At 62.0% G+C, this 25,449-nt stretch carries 8 protein-coding genes; 6 read left to right on the top strand and 2 right to left on the bottom strand.

What is annotated here, in order from left to right; genetic code table 11:
* The first annotated feature begins 8 nt into the window (after nt 1-8).
* From RWT78_RS10825 to RWT78_RS10805, 5 genes are all read left to right on the top strand, one after another.
* The gene (locus tag RWT78_RS10825; RefSeq protein WP_314675576.1) at nt 9-1,313 is read left to right on the top strand and encodes a DUF222 domain-containing protein; all 1,305 of its coding nucleotides are present in this window, start codon (nt 9-11) and stop codon (nt 1,311-1,313) included.
* Between the two features lie 124 nt (nt 1,314-1,437).
* The gene (locus RWT78_RS10820; RefSeq protein ID WP_228401044.1) at nt 1,438-1,944 is read left to right on the top strand and encodes a GNAT family N-acetyltransferase; all 507 of its coding nucleotides are present in this window, start codon (nt 1,438-1,440) and stop codon (nt 1,942-1,944) included.
* Between the two features lie 93 nt (nt 1,945-2,037).
* On the top strand, nt 2,038-4,029 hold the full coding sequence (locus tag RWT78_RS10815; RefSeq protein ID WP_314675575.1) for a glycosyltransferase family 39 protein: 1,992 nt from the start codon (nt 2,038-2,040) through the stop codon (nt 4,027-4,029).
* A 34-nt stretch (nt 4,030-4,063) separates the two neighbouring features.
* Nucleotides 4,064-5,302, top strand: a complete 1,239-nt coding sequence (locus tag RWT78_RS10810) for a hypothetical protein (RefSeq protein WP_314675574.1) — start codon at nt 4,064-4,066, stop codon at nt 5,300-5,302.
* A gap of 61 nt (nt 5,303-5,363) precedes the next feature.
* The gene (locus RWT78_RS10805; protein ID WP_003942377.1) at nt 5,364-5,867 is read left to right on the top strand and encodes a GbsR/MarR family transcriptional regulator; all 504 of its coding nucleotides are present in this window, start codon (nt 5,364-5,366) and stop codon (nt 5,865-5,867) included.
* Between the two features lie 36 nt (nt 5,868-5,903).
* Here RWT78_RS10805 and RWT78_RS10800 read toward each other — a convergent pair whose 3' ends face one another.
* Together RWT78_RS10800 and RWT78_RS10795 are read right to left on the bottom strand one after the other, a co-directional pair.
* Entirely contained in the window at nt 5,904-6,935 is a 1,032-nt protein-coding gene (locus RWT78_RS10800; protein WP_054831930.1) for an ABC transporter substrate-binding protein, read from the bottom strand.
* Between the two features lie 182 nt (nt 6,936-7,117).
* Nucleotides 7,118-8,977: a DUF4012 domain-containing protein gene (locus RWT78_RS10795; protein ID WP_314675573.1), complete on the bottom strand. Its 1,860-nt coding sequence runs from the start codon at nt 8,975-8,977 to the stop codon at nt 7,118-7,120.
* A 192-nt stretch (nt 8,978-9,169) separates the two neighbouring features.
* Here RWT78_RS10795 and RWT78_RS10790 point away from each other — a divergent pair, with 192 nt between their 5' ends.
* On the top strand, nt 9,170-25,366 hold the full coding sequence (locus tag RWT78_RS10790) for a non-ribosomal peptide synthetase (protein ID WP_314675572.1): 16,197 nt from the start codon (nt 9,170-9,172) through the stop codon (nt 25,364-25,366).
* Nucleotides 25,367-25,449: the final 83 nt, after the last annotated feature.

The following is a 25,449-nucleotide window of genomic DNA, read 5'->3' as shown; positions in this document are numbered from 1 at the left end:
GGGATTCAATGAGCGTCTTGTTGTCGGATGTGGTGTCTGGTTCTGCGGTGGGGTTGCGCGGACGCCTGTGGCAGTTGACTGCTGCCGAGTTGCGCGCTGCTGCTGTCGAGGCGAGTGCGGAGATTCTGCGCCTGGAAGCCGTTCGAGTGGCCGTGGTCGACGAGTTGTCGTTCCGTTCCGATGATCAGGTGATCGCGAGCCGCGGAGTGGGTGCGTGGTTGGCGGCGAACACGATGCTGCAGGTTCGGGACGGGAAGAAGATCGCCGCGTTGGGTGCGGCTTTGCGGCCGTTTCCGGCGGTGGCTGCTCGGTTCGATGGCGGGGATTGCTCGTTCGATCATGCTGTGTTGATCGTGGCGTTCTGTGAGTCACCACCGAAGGGGATGCCGGAGGAGGCGCTACCGAAGTGCATCGATTTGTTGCTCGCTGCTGCGTCGGGTGTGGAGGCGACGACGACGAAGGTGCGGAATGTGATCGCGACTTTGGAGCGGTTGTTCGAATCGGATGAGATTCCGCCCGCCGAGGATGTGGATCTCAATGAGTTGCGGATCGCGTCGACGCTCAATGGTCGGGTGGTGGTGCGTGGGGATTTCGACGCCCTGACCGGTGAAATGTTGTTGTCGGCGTTGTCGAATCTGACGATGCCGACCCCGGCACCGGATGGAACGCCCGATGCCCGGTCGGCGGCGAAGCGGACGGCGGACGGGTTCACCGAACTGATCCGCCGGTATTTGGACTGCGCCAAGACGGGCACGGACGGTGGTCAGCGTCCGCACGTGAACGTGCACATCAACGCTCGGGATCTGGCTGAGCATCGGGACTGCGCCGCAACACCCTCCGCTGCTGATGGTGAAGAGTCTCTGTCGGATCTCGATGTCGGGCACATGCCCTGGCTCGGACCGCTGTCGGTGTCGCAGACCAGGCTCCTCGGGTGCGATTGTTTCCTGTCCACGGTGCTGCTCGACGGTCACGGGGCGCCGCTCGATGCGAAACCCGGGAAAAGGTTGGTCAACGCCGAACAGCGAGTGGCGTTGATTGCCCGAGACAGGGGCTGCGCGTTCCCGGGTTGCACATGTGTGCCGGCGTGGACGGATGCGCACCATATCCGGCACTGGGCGAACGGTGGCCCGACGGTGATGAACAACCTGGTCCTGCTGTGCCGTTCACATCATCGGCTGATGCACCGCAAATCCGGGTTCGTCGGGAAATGGGAAATCCGAATAGGAGTCGACAACAAACCCTGGTTCATTCCGCCGCCCTCGATCGACCCCGGGCAGCACCCGCGACCGGCCAACACCACATTCAAAACCTGACTGAGTGGTGACACCCGTTCAGACACATAACTTCACGCCGATAGGCTTCAACTCGTAGATACACCCGGGTTGGGGCCTGGAGGGCGTGTTGTTTTGAACGGCTGCAGATTTGGGGGAGGTGGTTGTGGACGTTGTGCAAGCGGTCGAGACCGATGGGCCGGAGATTCTGGCGCTGCGGCACGCGGCAGAAGACTGGTTGGCAGAACGCGGAATCATCCAGTGGCGCCCGCGTGAAGTGTCTGTCGAGCAGGTCGAGCAGCAGATTTCGAGAGGGGAGTTCTTTGTTGCGCGAGACCGGGAGCAGTCGAGGATTGTCGGCGCCCTGCGGTTGATCTGGTCGGACCCTGTGGTCTGGCCCGATTCGAACGAGCGTGCTGGTTACGTGCACGGATTGGTCATCGATCGAGAATTCTCGGGAACCTCGATGGGCGAACGCTTACTCGTCTGGGCCCATCGACGGTCCGCGCAGGAGAACGCGCAGTACCTGCGGCTCGATTGTGTAGAAACCAACGTGCGGTTGCGCCGCTACTACTTGGACGCCGGTTTTACCGAGGTAGGGCGTCGTGACTTCGGAGACGATGCCGACACCGGTTGGTTCAGCGTCGTGCTGTTCGAGCGCTCCCTGACCTGAGCCATTCACAGCAACTTTCCAGCTGGCTCCCAGTGCCGCCAGGGTTGGAGACGCGATCGTTGGCAGGACAGTAACTCGTGAAGGGATTTCCTGATGACCGCCGTTCTGCATCCGGCCCCGCGTCAGCGGCCGGCACCAACTGCCCATCGCGCGGAGCCCTCGCCGTCGTGGTTCCGCACGCGCAGTACAGGATTGGCGCTGACGATCCTGTTGGCAGCAACGGCAGTCCTGTATTTGTGGAATCTGACCGCGAGTGGCTACGCCAACACCTTCTACGCTGCAGCGGCGCAGGCCGGCTCCCAGAATTGGAAAGCGTGGTTCTTCGGGTCCCTCGATACCTCGAATTTCATCACGGTCGACAAACCGCCCGCTTCATTGTGGGTCATGGGTGTGTCCGGGCGAATCTTCGGATTTTCGAGTGCCAGCCTTCTAGTTCCGCAGGCATTGATGGGCATCGGATCAGTTGCGCTCGTATACGCGGCCGTCAAACGAGTGGCGTCGCCCGCTGCGGGTTTGGTGGCGGGAGCTGTTTTGGCAGCTACGCCCGCTGCCGCCCTGATGTTCAAGTTCGACAATCCTGATGCACTGTTGGTTCTGCTCATGACTCTCGCCGGCTACTTCGCTATTCGCGCCATGTGCACGGCGATAGGTCGTCGAGCCGCTATGTGGGTGGCGCTCGCAGGAGTAGCGCTGGGGTTTGCCTTTCTCTCCAAGATGCTGCAAGGGCTGATGGTGTTGCCTGCATTTGGTGCCGCGTATTTGATCGCCGGACAGGTGCGCTTGCGGACTCGCCTGGTCCATCTGGTGATCGGTGCTGCGTCCGTTGTCATATCGGCTGGGTGGTGGGTGTTGGCAGTGTGGCTGTGGCCCGCTGATTCTCGCCCGTACATCGGCGGATCGACCAACAACAGCGTCATGGACTTGGTAGTGGGATACAACGGATTGGGTCGACTTTTCGGGAGCACCGGTGGCGGTGGCGGAATGGCCGGTGGCAGTGCAGGTTCCAGCTTCGGGGGAAGTACCGGACTCGAACGGCTGTTCGGCAGCGAGATGGGTATCCAGATTTCCTGGCTTATTCCTGCGGCTTTGATTGCGCTGGTGTTCGGCTTACTCGCCTGTGGGCGCGCACCGCGCACAGATCTTGTCCGTGCGTCGTTGATCCTGTGGGGTGGTTGGTTTCTCGTTACCGGCCTGATCTTCAGCTACATGTCCGGCACGATCCACCCCTACTACACAGTTGCGCTTGCGCCCGCCGTCGCGGGGATGATCGGGACAGGTGGATACGCTCTGTGGTTGGTCCGTGCCCGTTGGATCGGACGTTGCGGCTTGGCTGCGACGATGCTGGCCGCAGGAATCTGGAGTTGGGTGTTGTTGCACCGCAATGCCGACTGGCTGCCGATGCTGAAGTGGATTCTGTTGGCGGGCACTGTCGTCGGCGCGATCCTGGTTCTCGTGGGAGCCAAGGATCGATTCCGCAAGCTCGCTGTCGCTGGATTGATTCTTGGATCGTTGGCAGGGATAACCGGTTCTGCGTCTTACGCGATTGCCACTGCCGCAACAGCGCACGGCGGATCCATCCCGACGGCCGGACCAACCGGCGCCGTGTCCGACTCGGGAATGGGCGGGGGAGGAGGTATGGGTGGGGGCCCAGAGCTGCAAAACGGTGACGCTCCGCCGAATTCTTCTGACGCGACTGTAAATCCGGCGTCGAACGGGCAAGAACTGAGTAGCGGCAGCGAAAGTACTTCCGAGTTGACGGCAATGCTGGTCAATGCGGGCACCACGTGGTCGGCCGCGACCAACGGCTCGCAAAGCGCAGCAACCTACGAGTTGGCCAGCAATACCGCGGTGATGGCGATCGGCGGTTGGAGTTCCGATCCCGCACCGACATTGGATCAATTCATCCAGTACGTGGCAGACGGAAAAGTTCACTACTACATTGCCGGTGGCCAGGGCGGAAGCCAGAGAGAGGGCCAAAGCGGGGACAGCACGTCGAGTGTCATCCAGGAATGGGTCGAAGCCAATTTCGCATCGACGACCGTGGGAATTTCCACGGTTTACGACCTCACTGGGTATGTCGGATAGTGACGTAGTTGTTGCCGTAGGCAATGATCGAGAAATGTCTGGGCGCACCGCACACGAGTCGAACCGTCGCCGCGAGCAATGGACCTGGCGCGACGGGTTGGTGATCGTCTCGATCGTCGCATTGGGAACTGTTGTCGCGGCGGTGACGAACGAGGACACGGGCACGTCGATTCCCGGCTGCGAGTCTGTGGAATCGCCGGGTCCGCCCGTGCGATTCAACTACGGTTTTGCCGGTGAGTCCGGTTATGACGACCCGGACTATCCGTGGTTCTCGGGTCCGAAGGCCACCGCCATGAGCGATGCACTACTCGAATCGTTGCCTTCCGATGTGGAGGTTGTATTTGCGAGTCCGTCGCAATCGCTCGAGTTTGCGCCGATCCAGAATTACCGGGGGGCTTCGTTTCCTGACGGGGTCGACCCGATCGAGTTCAGCGGTTCGACGTCGGCGAAGGGAACCTTGACTCGCGTCGGGCGGACTGCGGATATCTCGGTTCAGGTGCGTGCATGGGATCAGCCGGTGCCGCCGTGCTTGGAGGGTCTGGTGGATCGGCGGGAGCATCTCGAAAACGGAACAGTGCTGGACATTGCGGATTTCGAGGACGAAGTCGCTTCGGATGTCGGGGGCGAGCGCGGTGTCGTCGCGTATCTCAGTGATGGATCCCGGGTTGTTGCCAGCGTCGACACGTCGACCGGAACTTCGTCGGATGCTTCCCCGCTCTTGACGATGGACGAACTGATCGCGTTAGCGACCGCGCCGGGGCTTGCGGTGACTGCGCCGGTTCCAGACTCGACGCCGCCGCCGATGGCATCCTGCTACACCGATTCTGTGAATGCCGGTCCACCTGCGTCGCGCATGGATATCGACCGACTGAATCAGTTGCTCGATGCACGTTGGAAGGATCTCGGCGCGGCAGGCGTCACTTTGGAGCGCCCGCTCGGTTCGTTGGTTCCAGATGATTACGGACAGGGAGGAGTGTGCGAGCGGATCGTCGCCTCGACAGCGGACGGCAGCAGTGATGTCGAAATATCAGTTGGTACCGCTGTGCCGGAACCGGGTGACACACTGACGTTGCCAGGCTCCACCACCGTGACTCGCCTGGTCGATCCCGATGGCTCGGGCGATGACACGGTCCGGGTTGTTCACCCCTCCGGCGAAACAGTAGTGGTGACCCAGTTCGTGACATCGGCTGGCTCCACATCGGCGTCGCCTTTGACAATCGAACAGCTCGAGTTCATCGCAACCACTCCAGGGCTGGTGATTTCGGCTCGGTGACGGTGGTGCTGGCACAATAGTGGCGAATTGTTCGTACCCAGAGACGTCGGAGGCTCAACGAATGGGCGATGCCAGCCCTGCTCGCGGTGACGATTTCTCCACCTGGTTCATCGATCAGTTCTCCGTGTACTGGCAGTCCGGCGGTGGGGCCCGCATCGAAGGACGTATTGCGGGCTATCTGTTGATCAGCGAGTCGCCAGGGGTCAGCGCCGAAGAGTTGGCGCAGGCACTCGGAGCAAGTCGCGGATCGGTGTCCACCTACATTCGTCGGTTGATCGACCGGGGGTTCGTCAAGCTCACGCGCAAGCCTCGGGATCGGACTCACTACTACGTCATGGATTCTGACGTGTGGGGCGGATTCCTCGAAACAGAGCACGTGTATCTCGAGAATCAACGCAAGCTTGCGACCGAGGCCCTGCAGTACGCAAACCCCAACGGCCCCGCGTACATTCGTGTGCTCAACATGCGTGACTACATGGGGTGGATCATCGACAACCGCATGCTGAGTAGCGAGTGGATGCGATTCAAAGCCGAACGCGACGGCAAGAAACCCGCGTCCGAATAGGACGCGGGTTTCTCGATCGCACGATGCTGATCTACATCACTTGTTCAGCTTCGCGATTGCCTCGTCGATCATCGGCACGTAGCGCTCGAGCGACCAGGGCACGGTCAGCGGGTTGATCATCGAGGAACCGGTGACGAAGGGCTGCTCGGTCGGAGCGATGACAGTTCCCCGAGCCACAGCGGGGATGGCCTGGTAAGCGGGCTGCGCTTCGATCTCGGCCCGATTGGCCGGGTCCGAGTAGAAGGTGAAGAGCAGGTCGGACTTGTCGAGGAGGTTTGCGTTCTCGAGGCCGATGACGGCGGAGTCTGTTCCTTCAGATTCCGTCAAGGTGTAGACGACGGGATCCACCTGCAGGCCAAGTGCGCGGACCATGGCCACACGCTGCTCTTCGGCGAAAAAGACGCCGAGGGTTCCTGGGCCCGTGTTGTAGATGAAGGAGAAGCTGACGTCGGCGTAGTTCGGATGTGCTGCAGTCGATTCCGCGAACTGCGACTTGATCTTGTCGATTTCGGCTGTCGCCTTCTCGGATTCGCCCATGGCTTTGCCGATTACGTTGATCTGGTCTTCCCACGTGATGGTCCACGGGCTCTCGGCGTAGGCGACGGTCGGCGCGAACGCGTTGAGTGAGTCGAACTGCTGCTGTGTGATGCCGGACCACGGGGCGAGGATCAGGTCGGGTTCGAGAGCGATGATCGCCTCGATGTTGAGATCGGTTCCGCCGGTGAACTGCTCTGGCAGTTCGCCACCTTGCTTCGTGACCGCTTCGTGGACCCACGGCAGATATCCGGTGTCGTCGCTGCCCCATGCGTACTTTTCGACGCCGACCGGGATTGTGCCTAGCGCGATCACGGTCTCCGCCGACCCCATGCCGAGGGTCACGATCCGCTCGGGCTTTTCGGTGATGACGGCGTTTCCGAGCGCACCTTCGATGGTGACGGTTTCGAAGTCGCTACTGCTCGATTCGGTTGCGGTGTCGTTGTTACTGCATCCGCCGATTACCAGGGCGGCAATGACCAATCCACTCAGCGCCACAGTTCGGCGAAGTGAGCGCACACGGGCGTATCGCATGGGGAACCTTCCGTTGTCGATGCGCCGAGGAGTGAGACTCCGACGGATCGCAGCCGACGGCCGGTTCCAGGCGCGTCAGGAAGCATAGGCTAGCCTTCGCCAAAGTTTCAAATCTGCTGAAAGTTCACGAGCCCGACAAACGGCGACATGCCAGGGGCCTCGTCGACGTTTGCCGGTCAAGCTCAGCAGCTAGGAACGTCGACGGTAATCTTCGGGTCGTCGACAAGCGGCTGGACCGGTACGCGAGCTTCGCCCTCGGCTGTGGGCTCGGTCAGATCGAACTTCAGCTCAACCGTCTGGCCTCGCGGAATGACGGCCCTGGTCATGTAGGCCGGGTGACCCTGTTCGGTTCCGTTGACGGCAAACGAAATCTGTCCACCCACGGAGACGGCATCGAGTTTGGCGCCGGCTGTCGCAAGCAGAGTGACTGCAGCCACATTGGTGCCATTGGGCAGTCGTCCGGGGTTGTCGACGATCCCGCTGACATATTCGGTCAGGTCGGCGTCGGGCGCGTTGTTGGTCAGTCGAACGGTGACCGTTGTCTTTCGGGTGTCGCCGGTGCACGTCTGGGCTGTGTAGTCGATTTCTCGTGTGAGGTAGTAGTCGAGCTTGTTGCCGGCTTGGTTGTTGATCACCACACCGGCGTACGGAGCGGCATCATCGGGAATGGTGTGCGCGAGGACGGTGTCGGCAAGAACCGATTGTTCGTCGGGGTGAGAGCTCCACACTGCGATTCTGCCCTCGCTGACACCTCTGCCCAGAGCCTCCAGTAATGCGCTCGGCGACTTGATGTTCCCGGTCATCTTCGCCACGACACGGGCCGCGATTGTCTGCAGATACTGCTTTCGTGCCTTGTTGTCGGAGGGAAAGCGTGCGTACGCGGTCGACTCGGTCAACTCAACGACGTTGTCGGCCGTTACCGACTCTCCGTCCGGCATCTCTACTGGTCCCACCGCCGCGAGGAGGTAACTCAGTGCTATCGGATCGGTCGCTATCGCGCCGTCGACCAGCTCACCCCCGGACTCCTGTGACCACAGGGACTGCCAGATCTGCGCTGCGTAGGGAAAGTGCGAGCTGAGGTTGCTGTTGCGAAAATCGGTGGTCGGTCGACTGTTTCCGTACAGCTGGTTGAAGTCAGGACCAAGGTCTATCGGTTGATTGTCCAGTGTTAGTTCGGAGTTGGGGGAGAGTGTGTCCACCCGAGCGGCGCCGTCGTCGACTCGGACGATGCCGTATCCACCCAACAGGCCGCCGGTTCCTCGCGCTTCCGCATTGGTCTGGAAACCGATGAAGTAGTTGCGCGGTCCGTCGGTGCCGAGCATTGCCGGTGCGATGCGCGCCGCGGTGGCGGTGTTCGTCAGGAGGGTAGCCAGTTCGCTTGTCTGCGACTGTAATTCTGCTCTGGCATCGTTAACTCGGCCCAGGTACTTCGATTCGGGAACTTCCTGTGCCTGCGACGACAGCAATTCCGCGGCGATAGCTGTTTCGGCCAGTTTCGGTTCCGCTTCGCGTAACGGTGCGAGTGCCAAGCGCCCACCGGGCTGCACCAATTCCGTTGGTGCGAGTGAAGTTCCGGTAGTCACGGCAGGGCCGAGAACGTCACGCGTAAGCCCCTGAACGACCTCGGTCATCTGGCGCGTCGACTCGAACGGCGACCCGATGACGGGAATTGCGGCGGTGATGTTCCAGGGGAGTGAATGGGTGTTGTCGTATGCGGCCGATGCTTCGCGATCGGCTTCCGCCGCGGCAGACTCTGCGACTCCCGTATCTCCGGCCAGGAGAGCGCTCTTCGCCGACTGTGCGTGGTCGCGAGCCGCCTCCAGGTTGTCTTTCGCCTCGTATGCCGTGTACCCGAGCCATGCCACGAAACCGCCCACTACCAGCGTCGTTGCGGTGATCGCGACTGCTGTTCTACGGCTTCGGAGAAAAGCGGCCGCCCCCTTGGTTTCGCGCTCCGGGCCCCTCGGTGGGATGGTGTTGGAGCCGCTCGGTTCAGCCCCGGAATCGTCGTCGGACTTTGGTCCCACCGTGTCGTTGTTCATCCGCTGAAGCTCCTGACGTTTGAGTGCGTGAAAGCTGCGTCGACATGTCTAGCAGTGTTGGCCCAGTGGTGAAAACTTAGACGAGACAGTAGGGTTCGGTTCGGCCGTTCGTGGTGTTCGCTCCCATGGATTCACGTGATCAGCCACCGAACGTTCGTGAATTACAAGGCTGGTGAAATGTGAGGTGACGGGTTGAGTGCTTTTCCGTTGTCTCGGGCTCAGCTCGCGCTGTGGTTCGCGCAGCAATTGAGTCCGTCAACTCCGTTCGTGGTGGCTCAGTACGTGGAACTACGCGGACCGGTTGACGTCGACGCGCTGATCGAGGCAACGAATACGGCATGTCATGAATTGGAGTCGCCGTTCGTTCGCCTCGTCGCTACCGATGCCGAGCCGGCACAGGTCGTCGATCATTCGATCGTCGACGATCTCGCATACCTCGACTTACGCAGCGACCGCGACCCGGTTCAGCGCGCGAACGAGTGGATGACAGCGGAATACTCACGGCCACTTGACGTGATGTCTGACCGCCTGATCTCGGCAACCTTGCTTCACCTGGCAGATGAGCACTACTACTGGTACTCGCACGCCCATCACCTCGTGCTCGACGGACATGCGGCGATGACACTCACCGCTCGGGTGGCCGAGCGCTATTCGCATCTGGTTCATGGCAAGACGCTGACTCCTTTCGGTGGTCTCGGGGTACGTGCACTGCATGACCTCGACGTCGACTACCGATCCTCGTCGCGGTATCGATCGGACGAGCAGTACTGGACGGAGATGTCCGAAGGCCTGCCCCGCCCGGTTCGCCTCGCCGACGGCGCCGGGCTGACGTCCATGCCGCAGCGCATGATGGTTCGGACACTGAATCCAACTCTTGCAAAACAACTTTCGGATGTCGCGACCGAGTGGACTACCTCCGAGGTGGCGGTCCTCGTCGGTGCATTCGCGTCCTATCTCGGTCGCATGACGGATTCCGATGACGTAGTCCTCAGCTTGCCGGTGTCCGGCCGCACCACGGCGACGTCGAGACGTTCAGGTGGGATGCTGTCCAACATCGTGCCTGTTCGTGCGCGACTCGAACGGGATCTGTCGCCACGAGAACTGGTGCGTCAGATCTCGGTTCAGATGACCGGTGCACTACGCCACCAGCGATTCCGTTACGAGGACATGGGCTTCCAGGAGGGGCAGGGCGGATCCCGTGAGGCGGCGGGCCCGGCCGTGAACGTCATGATGTTTCACGAAGCGATTCGGCTCGGTGACGTCGTCGGCGAATTTCACGTCCTCACATCCGGACCCACCGAAGACCTGTTCTTCAGCATCTATCCGTCGATCGCGGGGGAGAACGTTCGCCTGTCCTTCGAAGCCAATCCGCACCTCTACAGCGAACGTGACCTGGCGATGCATCATCGTCAGTTCGTTCGGCTACTCGAAGGGTTCCTCGACTCGGCTACCCGTGCGCTCGGTGACCTCCGCATCCTCTCGACGGATGAAGTGAAGGATCTGGTCCCCGCGCTGGGTCCGCGGACGGACGGATTCGCGACGCTCGATTCGGTCATCAGAGGCGGCGCAGGGCAGGGGAGTGCTGTCGCGATCCGCGAGCAAGGTGTGGACGTCACTTACGACCAGCTCGGCGCTCGCGCGGGTGCACTCTGCGCCTTGCTCGTGGAGAACGGAGTCGGACGAGGCGACGTCGTCGGGATCCTCACCGAGCGCTCGACCGATTCCGTAGTTGCATTCCACGCGGTAGTGCGGGCTGGTGCTGTCCTTCTTTTCGTGGATCCTCAAACACCCTCCGAGCGTGTCGCTTTCATTCTCGACGACGCCGACGTGTCCGTTGTGGTCGGTGGCGAACTCGTGGACGTGCCGGCTTGGGTGTGCGTCGTTGATCCCAGTGGCGACGAGACCGTCGAAGGACCGGTGGATCGACGCGTGGGGGCGGGTTCATCTATCGCCGACCTGTCTCTGGACGACACCGCCTACGTGGTCTACACCTCTGGTTCTACCGGGCGACCGAAGGGTGTCGCGGTCACGCACCGAGGCATTGTGCCGTTGCTGCGTTCTCACGCACGGCGTCTGAACATCGATAGTTCCTCCCGCGTCGCGCTCCTTGCAAACACATCGTTCGACGTGGCGATCCTCGAGATTCTGCTTGCACACGGCTGCGGCGCGACCGCAGTGATCGTTCCTCCCGGATTGATCGGCGGAGTGGACCTCGATGACTATTTGCGGCTCGAAGGTGTCACGCACCTGAACTCGACGCCATCGGTTCCGTTGACGATGGATCCTCGGGCTTTGCCAGAACTTCGAGTCCTGAACGTCGGCGGCGAGCGACCGCCGGGAGCGCTAGTGGATGCGTGGTCGAGTCACGTCGACATCGTGAATTCGTACGGGCCCAGTGAAGCAACCGGCGCGGCATTCAGGAGCGCGCCGCTCGAGCCTGGTGGTGATACTCCGATCGGGCGCCCGCTCGACGGCGTTTCCGCTGTGGTGTTGGATTCGTCGTTGCTGCCCACTCCGGTCGGCGCCGCGGGGGAGCTGTACGTGATGGGACACGGACTGGCGCGAGGGTACCTTTCTCCGACGCTCACCGCGGAGCGTTTTGTCGCTGCGCCCTTCGGTGCTGCCGGCGTTGGTGAGCGTATGTACCGCACCGGGGACATGGTGCGATGGAACGCTGCCGGTCAACTCGAGTTCTTGGGCCGCTCTGACCAACAAGTGAAGATCCGTGGAGTACGCGTCGAACTGGGCGAGATCGAGGCTGTGCTCCTGTCGACTCCCGGCGTTGCGCAAGCAGCGGTGGTCGAGCGATCAGGGTCGCTTGCGGCGTATGTGACCGTGGCCGAAGGTGCAGCTCATCCGTTGAGCCAGACGATGGTGCTCGATCATCTGGCTTCCCGACTTCCTCGTTCCATGTTGCCGAGTTCGGTGACTATTTTGGCAGCATTGCCCGTCACGAGCCATGGAAAGACTGACCGTTCAGCGCTCCCCGAACCGGCGTCGTCCGCGCCGGCCGAGCAGCGCGCGGCGGTCAACCACCCGATCGGGTACGACGAGGAATTGATTGCCTCGGTGATGGCCGAGGTCCTCGGCGTCGGAGTTCTCGGACCGCACTCCGACTTGTTCGCCTGGGGCGGTAGTTCACTCGACGCCGTGTATGTCGCCGCGCGAGTGAGTTCCGCCCTCGGAAGACGGGTTGGTGTCAGGGACGTGTTCGGTGCCCCGACGCCGGCGCGCCTGGCCCGGGTGATCCGTGCGGGGCGGGCGGAGTGGATGGTGGAACCCCAGCGCATTTCGGACGACCTCGTCGTGGAAATTGCACCGGCGCAACAACGCCTGTGGTTACTGAACCGTCTGGATCCCCAGTCGTCGGCGTACAACATTGCGTTCGAGGTCGCGTTCAGTGGTGCTCTGGATATCGAGGCGATGAGGGTGGCGGTAGGTGACCTGACCGATCGCCATCTCGTCTTGCGTACTGTTTTCTCGTTCGACCAGAATCACGACGCGTGGCCGATCCAGGTTGCGACCGCGACTCCGGTGACTCTGATCGAGGTTGCGTCCGAGGATTACGAGGCTGCGTCAGCGGATTTGGTTGCGGCGGGTTTCGACCTGGCGACCGATACGCCTCTTCGCTTGATCCTCGCCTCCGGCAGCGACGCCGACCACCGCATGACCGTGGTTGCCCATCACATCGCCCTGGACGGCCTTTCGTTCGCGACGATCGTCTCGGACCTCATCGCGGCGTACGACGCTCGCGCCGCTGGGAGTTCGCCGATCTGGCCTTCGCCCGCTCTCGACTACCGCGACTATTCCGCTTGGCACAGAACCATTCTCGGTGATCCCGCGGATCCACAGAGCTTGGCAGGGCGACAGCTGGAATTCTGGTCCGACACACTCGCCGGTGTTGATCCGACTCTTGCGCTTCCCGTGGACAGATCCCGCCGGCCGGACCAACCGTCGTCGGCTCGGGACGTGACGTTCGAGTTGCCCTCACCTATCCATGCGGCGCTGAACGAGATCGCTCGCGCGCACGACTGCACAACCTTCATGGTGTTGCACGCTTGCCTTGCGATCGCACTGAGCAAGATCACCGGTGCGTCCGATGTGGTCATCGGGACCCCGACCTCCGGACGAACGCATCCTTCGTTCGACGGTGTCGTCGGTATGTTCGTCGGGACCGTCGCGCTGCGAACGCTCCTTCGCGGCGGAGACACGTTCGGTGAGTTCTTGACTCGGGTGCGCGAGGTTGATGTGGCGGCCCTGTCCAATGCCGACGTCCCGTTCGACTGGGTGGTCGACCGTGCGGTCGGTAGGGCCGTAGGCGAGAAGAATTCTTTCCTCCGAGTTGTTCTCGCTGTCGATCCGGTAGCGCCCGACTCCGAGATCGCGATGGGAACTCTGACGGCGCACGGCACTCCGCTACCCCCCGTGCACCCTCGCTTCGACCTCGAAGTGACGGTGCGCGAGGATCGTACGATTGACGGCGACGCGAGCGGTATTCTCGGTACATTCCGATATGCCGACGATTTGTTCGATGCAGGCACCGTGCAGAGCTGGGTCGAGCGGCTTCGTCGAGTGTGTGATTCGATTACCGAGAACTCGTCAATCATGCTGCGTGACATCGATGTTCTCAGTGTTGCGGAACGCGAAGAATTGTCGGCTCGGGTGCCGGCGCCGTCGATTGTCGCGCAGTCGCTGCCTGACCTCTTCGGTGCCGTCGCAGCCCGGCATCCGAATGCAATCGCGGTGTCGAGTGGCGATACTCGTTTCACCTATGAAGAGGTGCGAGTTCGTTCGGAGGGCCTTGCCGCTGTCTTGATCGATCGAGGAATTCGAGTCGGTGATCGCGTGGCGGTCGCCCTGCCTCGATCGGTCGACCTCGTCGTAGCCATCATCGCTGTCGTTCGCGCGGGCGCGACGTACGTCCCGATCGACTTGCAGTATCCCGACGCTCGTATCCACTACGTACTTGCCGATGCAGGCCCGAAAGCGATTCTGTCGACGGACGAATCAGCTGGGCGGTTCGTTGGGTACGAGCAACCTGTCATCTTCGTGGACGAGACGACTGACGCTACGGCCGACTGGCCCGTTGCACAGTCGGAGTCCGCCGCCTACGTGATCTACACTTCCGGATCAACCGGAGCTCCCAAAGGCGTAGTGGTGTCTCAGGACAACGTGTTGGCGCTGCTCGCCTCGACCCGAGAGATCTTCGACTTCAACGCCGAAGATGTGTGGACGATGTTTCATTCGTACGCATTCGACTTCTCGGTCTGGGAGATGTGGGGTTCGTTGACCACTGGCGGATCCCTCGTGATCGTGGACGGTGATGTCGCACGCTCACCCGAAAGATTCGCGGATCTGATTGTGCGGGAACGAGTGACTGTTCTCAATCAGACCCCGGCCGCCTTCTATGCGTTGGCGGAAGTCACGCAGGAAATGCTGCTTCCGCTCCGGACGATTGTTTTCGGCGGTGATCGCCTCGACGCCGGGCGCGTGGAGGCTTGGTTCGATCGGCACCCGGACGTGCGGGGCGTCAACATGTTCGGAATCACCGAAACCACAGTCCATGTAACCAGTTTCGATCTTGTCCCCGGTGACGAGACTGTCTCGCCGATCGGGTCCCCACTACCAGGGTTGCGCAGCTACGTACTGGACGCGTCGTTGAAGCTCGTCCCTCCGGGATCTGTCGGCGAACTGTATGTTGCGGGTCCGCAGGTGGCCGAAGGCTACTTGGGTCGACCCGCGATGACGTCTTCGCGATTCGTGCCTGAACCTGGATTCGATGGATCACGGATGTACCGCAGCGGCGATCTGGTCCGTTGGCGAGCCGGCCGACTCGAATATGTTCGCCGCGCCGACGGTCAGATGGCACTGCGCGGTTACCGCATCGAACCGGGCGAGGTCGAATCCGCGCTGTTGGCTCACACGTCGGTGGAGCAGGCCGCGGTAGTGGTGAGAGAACTCGACAGCGGGCCGACTTTGGTCGGCTACATCACCCCGGAGAGCGGACACGACCTCGACGGCGTCTTGCGGACTGCTCGTTCGTTGCTGCCCGCGCACATGGTTCCGTCGGCTTTGATGGCCCTCGCGTCATTACCGGTCACGATCAACGGCAAAATCGACCGAGCATCGTTGCCGACCCCGGTGTCTCTCACGCAGCCGACTCGGCAGTCGCGAGACTTCTTCGAGCAGACAGTCGCAGCCATTCTGAGCGATTTGATGGAAGTTCCGCATGTCGATCCGGTCCGGAACCTCTTCGATCAAGGCGCCAATTCCCTGATCGCCACTCGTCTTTCGTCGCGTCTGAACTCCGCCCTGGGCTGTAACCTCGACGTCCGCGATGTGTTCGAGCACCCATCCGTCGATCAGCTCGCCGACATCGCTGCTGCGCGGATAGGCGTAGGGCGAACCGGCGCGGAGCACGCGTCTGACGTGTCCTTGGTGCCTCGTTCGGACAACACGGAAGTGCACCTGTCAGCTTCCCAGCATCGAATGTGGATTCTGAATCAGTTGGATACAGACTCCGCCGGATACAACATCCCGATCGTGCTGCGCTTGGCAGGCGAGCTGGACGTGGTTGCGGCCGAACTGGCAATTCGTGACGTGATCAATCGCCATCGCACTCTGCGGACCGTGTACCCGGTTGTCGGCGGCGGCCCGGTTCAGACGGTGCTCGACGCCGAGGATGCGCTTCCGGCCTTTCAGCTCGAGGCACTCGACGGCGGCGACGCCGAGAATTGTGTAGCAGAACTGGTGGGTTCGGGCTTCGATGTCACCGTTGATCCGCCCGTACGTGCGGCACTTCTCCAGGTTTCACCTGTCGAGCACATCCTGGCTGTCGTCGTCCATCACATTGCCGCCGACGCTCGATCACTCGAATTGTTGGTCCGCGACTTCACTGCGGCGTACATCGCCCGCTCGGCGCAGCACGCTCCGCAGTGGTCGCCGCTCGCGCTCGAATACTCCGATTACAGTGCATGGCAAAGGGAATCGGGGATTCCCGAGACGGTACGCAGCTACTGGATGCAGGCTCTCGAAGGACTTCCCGAGCAGGTGACGCTTCCCCTCGATCGTCCACGTTCGACGTCCGCCCGTGCGTCGAGCTGTCGGGTGGAGATCTCACGTTCGGTACGAACGGGCCTTCAGACACTCGCACGATCGAACAACGCGACCATGTTCATGGTTGTACACGCCGCTCTCGCGGCGCTGTTGGCGAGGTACAACGGTAGCAATGACGTAGCTGTCGGCACTGTTGTGTCCGGACGCGTCACACCTGAACTCGACGAGCTGGTCGGCATGTTTGCCGGCACGATTGTTCTTCGAACCGAAGTCGATCCGTCGAACTCGTTCGGCCGGTTGGTCGAGCAGGTTCGTCAGCGTGACGTAGCGGCGTTCGCGCACGCAGAGATGCCCTTCGAATCGCTGGTCGATCTGATCGACCCATCGCGATCGCGTTCGCGACATCCGTTGTTCCAGGTAGCGCTCTCGTTCCGAACTGCTGAGACCGCCGCGTGGTCGATACCAGGGCTGGACATCACACAGATTGCTCCTGAAGTCAGGCACGCAAATTTCGATCTGCAGGTCAACGTCACGGACGAGGGGGTCGGGGGCGGACTCGGTCTCGAATTCGTCTACAACGCTGATCTATTCGATGATCTGACGGTATCGAGCTTTGCGGGCCGGTTCGAGCGCTTCCTGAATCAAGTGTCGGTCGACCCGAATGGCCCCGTAGGGAAAATCGACCTGTTGGACAGTGCGGAACGAGCTCTTCTCGTCCCCGCACACGGCGCGGTCGACCGGCCTGATCGATCTCGACTTTCCGGTACGACACTTGCCTCCATGCTGCGCTTCGGCGTCGAATCCGCCCCGGACGCTGTGGCGGTCGAGGGTGAGGGCAACACACTGACTTACCGGGAACTCGATGCCCAGTCGGATGTCGCAGCCGACGAGTTGCGCTCCCGGGGAGTAAGAGCCGACCAGGTCGCTGCTTGGACTGCAGATCGGTCGATTGCGTCGATCGTGCAACTGTGGGCAATCGCGAAGGTCGGTGCAGCTCCGGCATTGACGGACCCGGAACAGCCGCAGGCGCGAGTACGCGATGTCCTCGAAACACTGGGCACCGGAGCGATCGGCGGCCGCAACGCTGGTGGTGAAGACGCTGGTGGTGAGAAAGTCACCGACTCGGTGCGCGAGTATTCCGAGAACCTGGCGGCCTACGTAGTTTTCACGTCAGGAACGACCGGAACCCCCAAGGCTGTGGTCGTGACCAACGGCGGGCTCGGTGTGATCGCCGAAGACCTGCCCGGTCGATTCTCGGCTGGGCCAGGTTCTCGCGTATTCCATCGCGGAGCGCCAGGATTCGACATGACGTTGCTCGAGGTGCTCATCGCGAGTGCGTCCGGGGCCACGCTCGTTCTGGCGAAGAACGAAGAACTGTTCGGCTCGGGACTCGCATCAGCACTGAGGCGCGAGCGAATTACTCATCTGTGCGCCACACCTACTGTCGTCGCCTCGATCGGCGATCCTTCGCTGCCGGACCTTTCCACGGTGATGTTCGGGGGCGAGCGACTCGGCGGCGCGTTGGCGAAGCGCTGGCAAGCCGGACGCCGAGTCATCAACGGATACGGACCTGCCGAGTCGACGATGTATTCGCTTGCTACCGAACCACTGTCGATCGAACAACTGTCGGCTGACACTCACGACGGATCGATCGGGTATCCACTGGCCGGGGTCGACGCCGTCGTGCTCGATGATCGACTCGAACCGGTGCCGCCGGGAGTCGCCGGCGAACTGTATCTCTCCGGTCGAATGCTCGCTCGCGGTTACGCCGGCCAACCGGCCCGAACTGCGGAACGATTCGTGGCAACCGGTTCAGGCGCCCGGATGTACCGGACGGGCGACCTGGTGATGTGGAAGCCGGAAAGCCCCAAATCCGAGGGGAATACGTATCGCCTGCATTATCTCGGGCGAACCGACGTGCAGGTGAAGGTCAACGGTGTCCGGATCGAACCGGGTGAGATCGAGGCAGTCATTCAGTCTGTCGCGAACGTCGACTTCTGTGTCGTCGGGGTTCGGTCGGCCGAAGGTGGAAGTCCTCTGTTGGTCGCCTACGTGAGAAGTTCAGGTGCCGAAAGAGTTGACACTGGTCAACTTCGCGCTGCCGTCTCAGAAGTCCTTCCGACGTACATGGTTCCGCATGTCATCGTCGACATCGAGGGCGAGCTTCCGATGCGGAACGGCAAGGTCGACTTCGCCCGTCTCCCGTCGCCGACACTGGATGCTTCCCGTGCCGAGGGACCGGCCACCGCCACCGAACGTCTTGTAGCCGGAGCTTTTGGTTCCGTCCTCGGTGGGAATGAGGACGACCGCGACGCAGACTTCTTCTCGCTCGGGGGCAACTCGCTGTCGGCCGCGGAGGTTACCTCGCTCTTGAGTAGTTCTCTGGGGCTGGTTGTTCCGCTCAGGACCGTATTCGAGCATCCAACAGTTGCGGCGTTGGCAGCCCGGCTCGATTCGCTCGAGCAGAACGACTCGGTGACCGATCTTGTCCGACTGGAACCGCGCCGCGATCCCACGCCCGCACCCCTGTCACGAAACCAGCGTGCGATGTGGGTACTGAATCAGCGGAACACAGCGAGCGGCGCGTACAACCTGCCGATCTGCATCGAGATCGACGGTGAACTCGACGCGGCCGCGCTGCGTCAGGCAGCAACGGATCTTGTCGGTCGTCATGACGTCCTCAGAACCCGGTATCCGGGCACTCCACCGGTTCAGGTCGTGGATCCTCCGACCTCCGTGACAATGGAAACGCGGCGGGTCGCCGACATCGAGGTCGAGGTGCTGCTGCGAGAGTTCGGCTCGCGCGGTTTCGATGTAGCGGCAGACCTGCCGGTGCGCTGGATGCTGCTCCAGGTGTCACCGGTCAGGCACGTTCTGGCAGTGAGCTTTCATCACATCGCAGTCGACGGGGTGTCGATGCGAACGGTGGTCGGCGACCTGCTGACCGCGTACGGCAAGCGACGAGCTGGACTGGATTCGCAATGGTCTCCGTTGCCGATCCAGTACGGGGATTTTGCCGCGTGGGAGGCAGCACGTGACGTTTCCCCTGGCGTCGAGCAGTTCTGGCGCCGAACGCTGGACGGTGTGACATCTGTGTCTCCGCTGACGGTGGATCACTCCGATGGCGGGCCGGATACCGTGGCGCAGCGAGTGAACTTCGTGATACCAGCCGTCATCACCTCGGCACTGCAGGCGCGAGCCGACCGATTGAAGGTCTCGCTGTTCGCGGTAGTTCATGCGGCGTTGTCGGTGGTGCTTGCCAAGCTGAGTGGAAATCCCGATGTTGTGATCGCCACAGCTGTCGACGGACGGCGGGCGCCTCAGCTCGACGGCGTGGTCGGCATGTTCGTGGATACGGTGCCTCTTCGCCTTCGGATCGACGGGGACGTGCCGATCGATCTTCTGTTGGGTGCAGCTTTCGATGCTGATGTGGCAGCGTTCGAAAACAGCTCTGTTCCTGCCGAATTGGTTGGTGAGCTGCTCGGTGGACGAACTCCCCAGATTGCGCTGGGTCTGCAGAACTTCGCGATCCCTGCCGTGGAGGTTTCCGGTCTCACGATCGAGGCTCGCGAAATCGAGACCGCGACAACGAAGTTCCCCATGCATGTCTCGCTCGCACCCGCTGTCGACGGTTCATTGACCGGAGCGCTCATCTATGCCGCGAGCGCATTCGATCCTTCGAGCGCCGACGCGGTTACCCGACAGCTGTCGAGGGTGCTCACCTCGATTGCCGAGGATGTGCCAGTACTCGTTTCGGATCTCGCGGTGGGCGCGGCGCCCAGTTGGACTGCTGCCGAGGTCGATTCGTCCCGCACGCTGACCGAGATCTTCGCCGCCACCGCGGCGCGATTCCCGAACAACATTGCTCTCGACGACGGACACCGCACGGTGACGTATGCCGAACTCGACTCTGCCTCGGATGCCCAAGCCTGGGAACTGGTGGCTCGGGGAGCAGGACCGGGTGCCGTGTACGAGATTCCGGCGGTACGGACTATCGCGTACCTGGTCCGAATGTTGGCGATCTCGAAAACGGGCGCGGCATTCGTACCGATCGACCCCGACCTGCCGCCGGCACGTCTGAAGCAGCTGCGCACAGTCCTCTCCGATCGCAGCCCTGTTCCCGGTCGGCAGTATCCGGATTCAGTCGCGTACGTTGTTCACACGTCCGGGTCGACCGGTGAACCGAAAGGCGTTGCAGTCACCCACCGAGGACTGGGCCTGCTGACCGACGATGCTGTCCGCAAGTACGGCGTGACTTCGGACTCGGTTGTGCTGCACGGTTACAAACCGACGTTCGATGCAGCAATCCTCGAGATGATGTTGGCGATCGGCGCCGGGGCTACCTTGGCGGTCGCTCCTCGGGAGGCTTTCGGCGGAAGGGCACTCGAAGAATTCGTCGCAGAACGCGGCGTCACTCACATGTTGTCCACTCCAGCCGTACTCGACACGATGGCTCCGGAGCGGTTCGATTCGCTCGAGGTGGTGGCAGTCGGTGGCGATGTGCTCTCACCTTCCACCGCGCGTGCGTGGAGTCGCCGCGCGCGAATGCTCAATGCGTACGGACCGACGGAATGCACGGTGGTCACCACTGTCGCCGAGGTGGATCATCGGGTCACCATCGGAGTCCCGCTCGCCGGAATCGGTGCAGAGGTGCTCGATACGCGACTGCGTCCGGTGCCGTGGGCCGGGATCGGTGAGTTGTACGTCAGCGGGCCCGGGCTTGCGATGGGCTATGCCGGAGATCGTGCCGGCACCGCCACGTCGTTCATCGCAGCACCCGGTGGGCACCGCCGTTATCGGACCGGTGATCTGGTTCATCGCCGCACGGATGACACTCTCGGATTCGTCGGACGCTCCGACCGTCAGATGAGCGTGCGAGGAATCCGCGTCGAGCCCGCCGAAATCGAATCAGCTCTGCGTCGGTGCACGGGCGTCGAGGCTGCGGCGGTTGTCCTCGTCGACGACATTGCGGTTGCATGTGCGGTCGGCGATGGTGTGGAGGCGGATCAGCTGACAATCGAGTTGGCCGCGATGTTGCCTGCGTATCTGATGCCCGGCCGCGTGGTCGTATTGGAGTCGATCCCGCTCACGACGAACGGAAAACTGGACGCAGATGCGTTGCGGCGCCATGTGTTCGAGAGCCAGGCGCCCGATGCAGCAGTGACGGTTTCGGAGGAACTCGTCACCGCTGTCATGTCGGAACACGTGTCCGGAAGTTTCGGCGCTCTGCACAACCTGTTCGAATCAGGTGGTGATTCGTTGGCCGCGGCAGCGGTGGCAGGTCGACTCGCCTCGATCTTCGCGCGAGATGTGCCTGTTCGCGCCGTCTTCGACAATCCGTCGCCGCGAGCGATGTCTCAGTGGCTGTCGGCGAGCGCGTCCGATGGCAAACGCCGCGAACTGACTCGACGTGATCCCGGCAAGCCGGCCCCGCTGGCGCCCTCGCAACAACGACTCTGGCTGATCAATCAGCTTCAGCCGGAATCGACTGCGTACAACCTGACGTTTGCAGCGGTCCTGGCAGACGACATCGATCGTTCGGTCTTGAGCAGCGCGCTCGGCGACGTCGTCGATCACCATGCCGTATTGCGAACTGTCTGTGTTCCGGGTGAATTCGGTCCGGAACAACTTGAAATGGACTCTGTTGCATTCGATCTCACTGCGGAATACGTCGGCGATATCCGTGCGAACGCTTCGGCGTTCGCGACTGTGCCGTTCGATCTCGAACGAGATGTTCCGTTCCGTGTGCGTGTGATCACCGAAAAGGCAGGAGTCGACTCTGCAGGACTGACGGTCCTGGTCATCGTTGTTCACCACATCGCGATCGACGGAGCGTCGATGGGCCCGATCCTGACCGATTTCGTGGCAGCCTTCCAGGCCAGGTCGGCAGGTCTTCCCTGGGATCGCTCGTCGGGGGAGATCAGCTACGGCGACTACAGTTTCTGGGCGAGAGAGAGCTTGGGTGACCCCGAGGATTCTCTCAGCATGGCTCACCGGCAACTCGACTACTGGTCGGACGCACTTTGTGGCGTCGAGGATGTGTTGGCTCTACCCGTCGACAACCCCCGGAGTCCCGTGTCTTCACGATCCGAGGAGATGGTGACGGAAGTCCTCGACGGCGCCACCTACGACGCGTTGTCGGCGTTGGCTCGTTCGCATGGCGTCACGGTATTCATGGTCGTCCACAGCGTGATTGCCGTGCTGCTCGCTCGCGAGTGCGTCACGGACGACGTCGTGGTGGGAGCAGCTGTGAGTCTGCGGAACGATCCGGCGCTGCTGAGCGTCGCCGGAATGATGGTGGGTACTGTCGCATTGCGCACGAGGATCAACTCCACCGATCGCTTCGCTGCTGTTCTGGACGAGGTTCGCCGTGTCGATCTGGAAGCAATGGCGAACGCGGACGTCTCGTTCGACGACGTCGTTGCGAAGGTCGATCCGCCGCGCAGGATGAACGAGCATCCGCTGTTCACGGTCATGCTGGCGTACCGGCGAGCGCTGGAGTTGCCGCAGATCGACGGCATTACCGTCTTCGACATCGACAATGCAGGGGCGTCGACCGGTTACGACTTGACGTGGGACCTGGTCGACACCGGTGACAGTCTGACTATTCGATTGCTGTATGCGACGGACAAGTTCCGCGAGTCGACCGCGGAACTGCTCATGCAGCGGGTGAGACGTATCGCCGAATCAGTGACCGTGGAACCCGAGATTGTGATCGGGGAGATCGAACTGCTGTCCGGACTCGAACGCTCGGCGCTGACTGCTGCGAATCCTCGCCACGTCGAACCTCTGACGATTGCCGACATTTTCGAACGCGCTCTGCGTCAGGCGCCCGACGGCGTAGCGCTGGAAGAGAACGGCAGACGCTGGACTTACCGCGACCTGTACGAGGAGTCGTCGCACTGGACACGCGAGTTGGTGGTCCGAGGAATCGGACCCGACGACGTGGTGGCCGTTGCGCTCGGGCGCGGGCATCTGTGGATCGTTGCGTTGTGGGCAGTAGCGCGTGCAGGCGCAGCGTGGCTGTCGCTCGATCCGGCGCTGCCGACAGCGCGCCGGCAGACGATGGTCGAGGATTGCGGTTCGGTTGTCGGTTTGACAGCGGGAGGTGCATCCGAGAGTTTGCCCGAGTGCGTCGAGTGGGTGGCGATGGACGAATCCCGCACTGCTGGTGGCGCTGCCGAGGTATTGGCAACGCCGGCTCACCCCGACAACCTCGCCTACGTCATCTACACGTCGGGTTCCACGGGAAGACCCAAGGGCGTGGTGGTTTCACACCGCGGAAGCATGAACGTCTGCACCGCCCACGCCGAGATCGCCGAGCTCGAGCGTGGCCCCCGAGTCCTGCAATTGGCGTCGTCGACCTTCGACGCGTCGGTGATCGAGATCCTTCTCGCGGCTGCAGGGTGTGGAACGCTGATCCTGACTCCCGACTTCGTCTACGGGGGAGAAGAACTCACGAATCTGCTGATAGCCGCCGACGTAACACATCTGATCGTGACGCCGACGGTCCTGGCGACAGTCGATCCGGATGCAGTGCAACCGTTGATCGTCGAATCGATGGGGGAGCCGCTCTCTACGCGCCTTGCGTCGGCGTGGTCACCCCGACATCGCATCGTCAACGGATACGGACCGACCGAATCAACGATCGCGGCATCGATTTCCGCACGGATCACTGACGCGGACGTCACTGTCGGCACTCCAGTCCCTGGTACGACAGCATTTGTTCTCGATCAGAGGCTCCGACCGGTTCCGGATGGCGTTGCGGGAGAACTGTTCCTCGCCGGTGAGAATGTGGCACGGGGGTACGTCGCTTCCCCGGCTCTGACGTCCGAGCGCTTTGTTGCCAATCCTCATGCGGTGGGGACTCGGATGTATCGCACGGGTGACCTCGTGCGTCGTAGGCGTCACGACCGAGCGCTCGAGTACCTGGGTCGCAACGACGCGCAGGTGAAGGTGCGGGGTGTCCGCGTGGAACCGGCGGAGGTCGACGCGGCCCTGTCAAGCCATGGAGCAGTGGCCTTCTCGGTAACCGTTGTCTGTGACGACGGGCACGGAGCCGCTGAACTCCGGTCGTACGTAACGCTGGCGGAAAACGGTTCGGCGACGGAATCGGAGCTTCGCGGGTTCGTCTCCGGCCTGCTGCCGAAGCACCTGCTGCCTTCGTCGGTGACGATAGTGGGCGAGGTACCGTTGCTCGCTTCGGGGAAGATAGACGCAGCGGCACTTCCTGCTCCTTCACCGCAGCCAGGGTCGAGTGTGGATCGACCCATCTCGGATACCGAACGTCACGTGGCACAGGCATTCGAGGGCGTGACAGGCGCGAAATCGGTCGGCCGCTACGACGACTTCTTCGAGCTCGGCGGGACATCGATGGGTGCAGTTCGAGTGGCTACGCGCTTGCGTGAGAGCCTGAACAGGGAATTCCCGGTTCAATGGATTTTCACCGACCGAACTGTGGCGGAGCTTGCCTCTCGGATGGATCTCGTTCATGCCGATGTCTTCGAGGGTGATTCGCTTCGTTCGGATCCGCTGGACACGGTCGTCATGCTCGGAGGCGACCCCGATGACCAACGGCCGCCGTTGTTCTGTGTGCATCCGGTCAGCGGAATCGCCTGGTGCTACGCCGGACTCGTCGGTCAGCTGCGGGGTCGACGGGTGTACGGCATCCAGGCAACGGGAGCAGGTGAATTGCCAGGCACGGTGGCGGAGTTGGCGTCGGGGTACGTCGATGCCGTACGGACGGTGCAGCCGTCGGGTGAATACCATCTACTGGGTTGGTCTGCCGGCGGAACGATCGCGCTCGAGATGGCGAGCCAGCTCGAAGAGGCCGGCGATCTAGTCGGTTCGGTTGTCATGCTCGACGCGCTGTTACCGGAGATGATGCCATCGGTACAAGCGGCTCCGAAACCTTCCGAACTGTTCGCGCAGATCGGGCTATCCGAGGTTGAAACTGAAACTGCAGCACTGACTTTCACAGACGTTGCGACAGAGATCCGAAGGCAGACCGGTATGGATTTCCTTTCCGACACGGTACTCGAATCCGTAGTGGGTCGGGTGGAAAAACTGTCGCGAATCGTTCGGGACCACACGCCGCGGCACTATTTCGGGTCAGTGGAACTGTTTGTGGCGCAGCATGATCTGCCTGAACATCGTCACCTGGTCGAAAGGTGGTCCGAACTGGTGGGGCCGTTGCGGGCGTACCTGGTCGACTGCTCCCACTCGGAAATGTCGAGCACTGAGGTGTTGGCGGAGGTCGCCCAAGTTCTCGTCGGCTATCTCGAAGGTGTCGATTCGGATTCGAAGGATCGCAATCATACTGGGGTGCAGTAGATCTAACGGGCCGGGACTTTGGTCCGGAATTGTCACTCCCGTGGTCCCCTTGCTTCAGTTCCGCAAGTGGAATCGGTAGCATT

It is taken from the genome of uncultured Rhodococcus sp., from assembly GCF_963525155.1.
Taxonomy (GTDB): Bacteria; Actinomycetota; Actinomycetes; order Mycobacteriales; family Mycobacteriaceae; genus Rhodococcus_F; species Rhodococcus_F qingshengii.
The sequence above is the reverse complement of the archived record's forward strand: the minus strand, read 5'-3'. Positions and strand labels throughout refer to the sequence as shown.

Coding starts and splice junctions, on each gene's coding strand:
- RWT78_RS10825 (WP_314675576.1), top strand. CDS start 9: ATGAGCGTCTTGTTGTCGGATGTGGTGTCTGGTTCTGCGGTGGGGTTG.
- RWT78_RS10815 (WP_314675575.1), top strand. CDS start 2,038: ATGACCGCCGTTCTGCATCCGGCCCCGCGTCAGCGGCCGGCACCAACT.
- RWT78_RS10810 (WP_314675574.1), top strand. CDS start 4,064: ATGTCTGGGCGCACCGCACACGAGTCGAACCGTCGCCGCGAGCAATGG.
- RWT78_RS10805 (WP_003942377.1), top strand. CDS start 5,364: ATGGGCGATGCCAGCCCTGCTCGCGGTGACGATTTCTCCACCTGGTTC.
- RWT78_RS10800 (WP_054831930.1), bottom strand. CDS start 6,935: ATGCGATACGCCCGTGTGCGCTCACTTCGCCGAACTGTGGCGCTGAGT.
- RWT78_RS10795 (WP_314675573.1), bottom strand. CDS start 8,977: ATGAACAACGACACGGTGGGACCAAAGTCCGACGACGATTCCGGGGCT.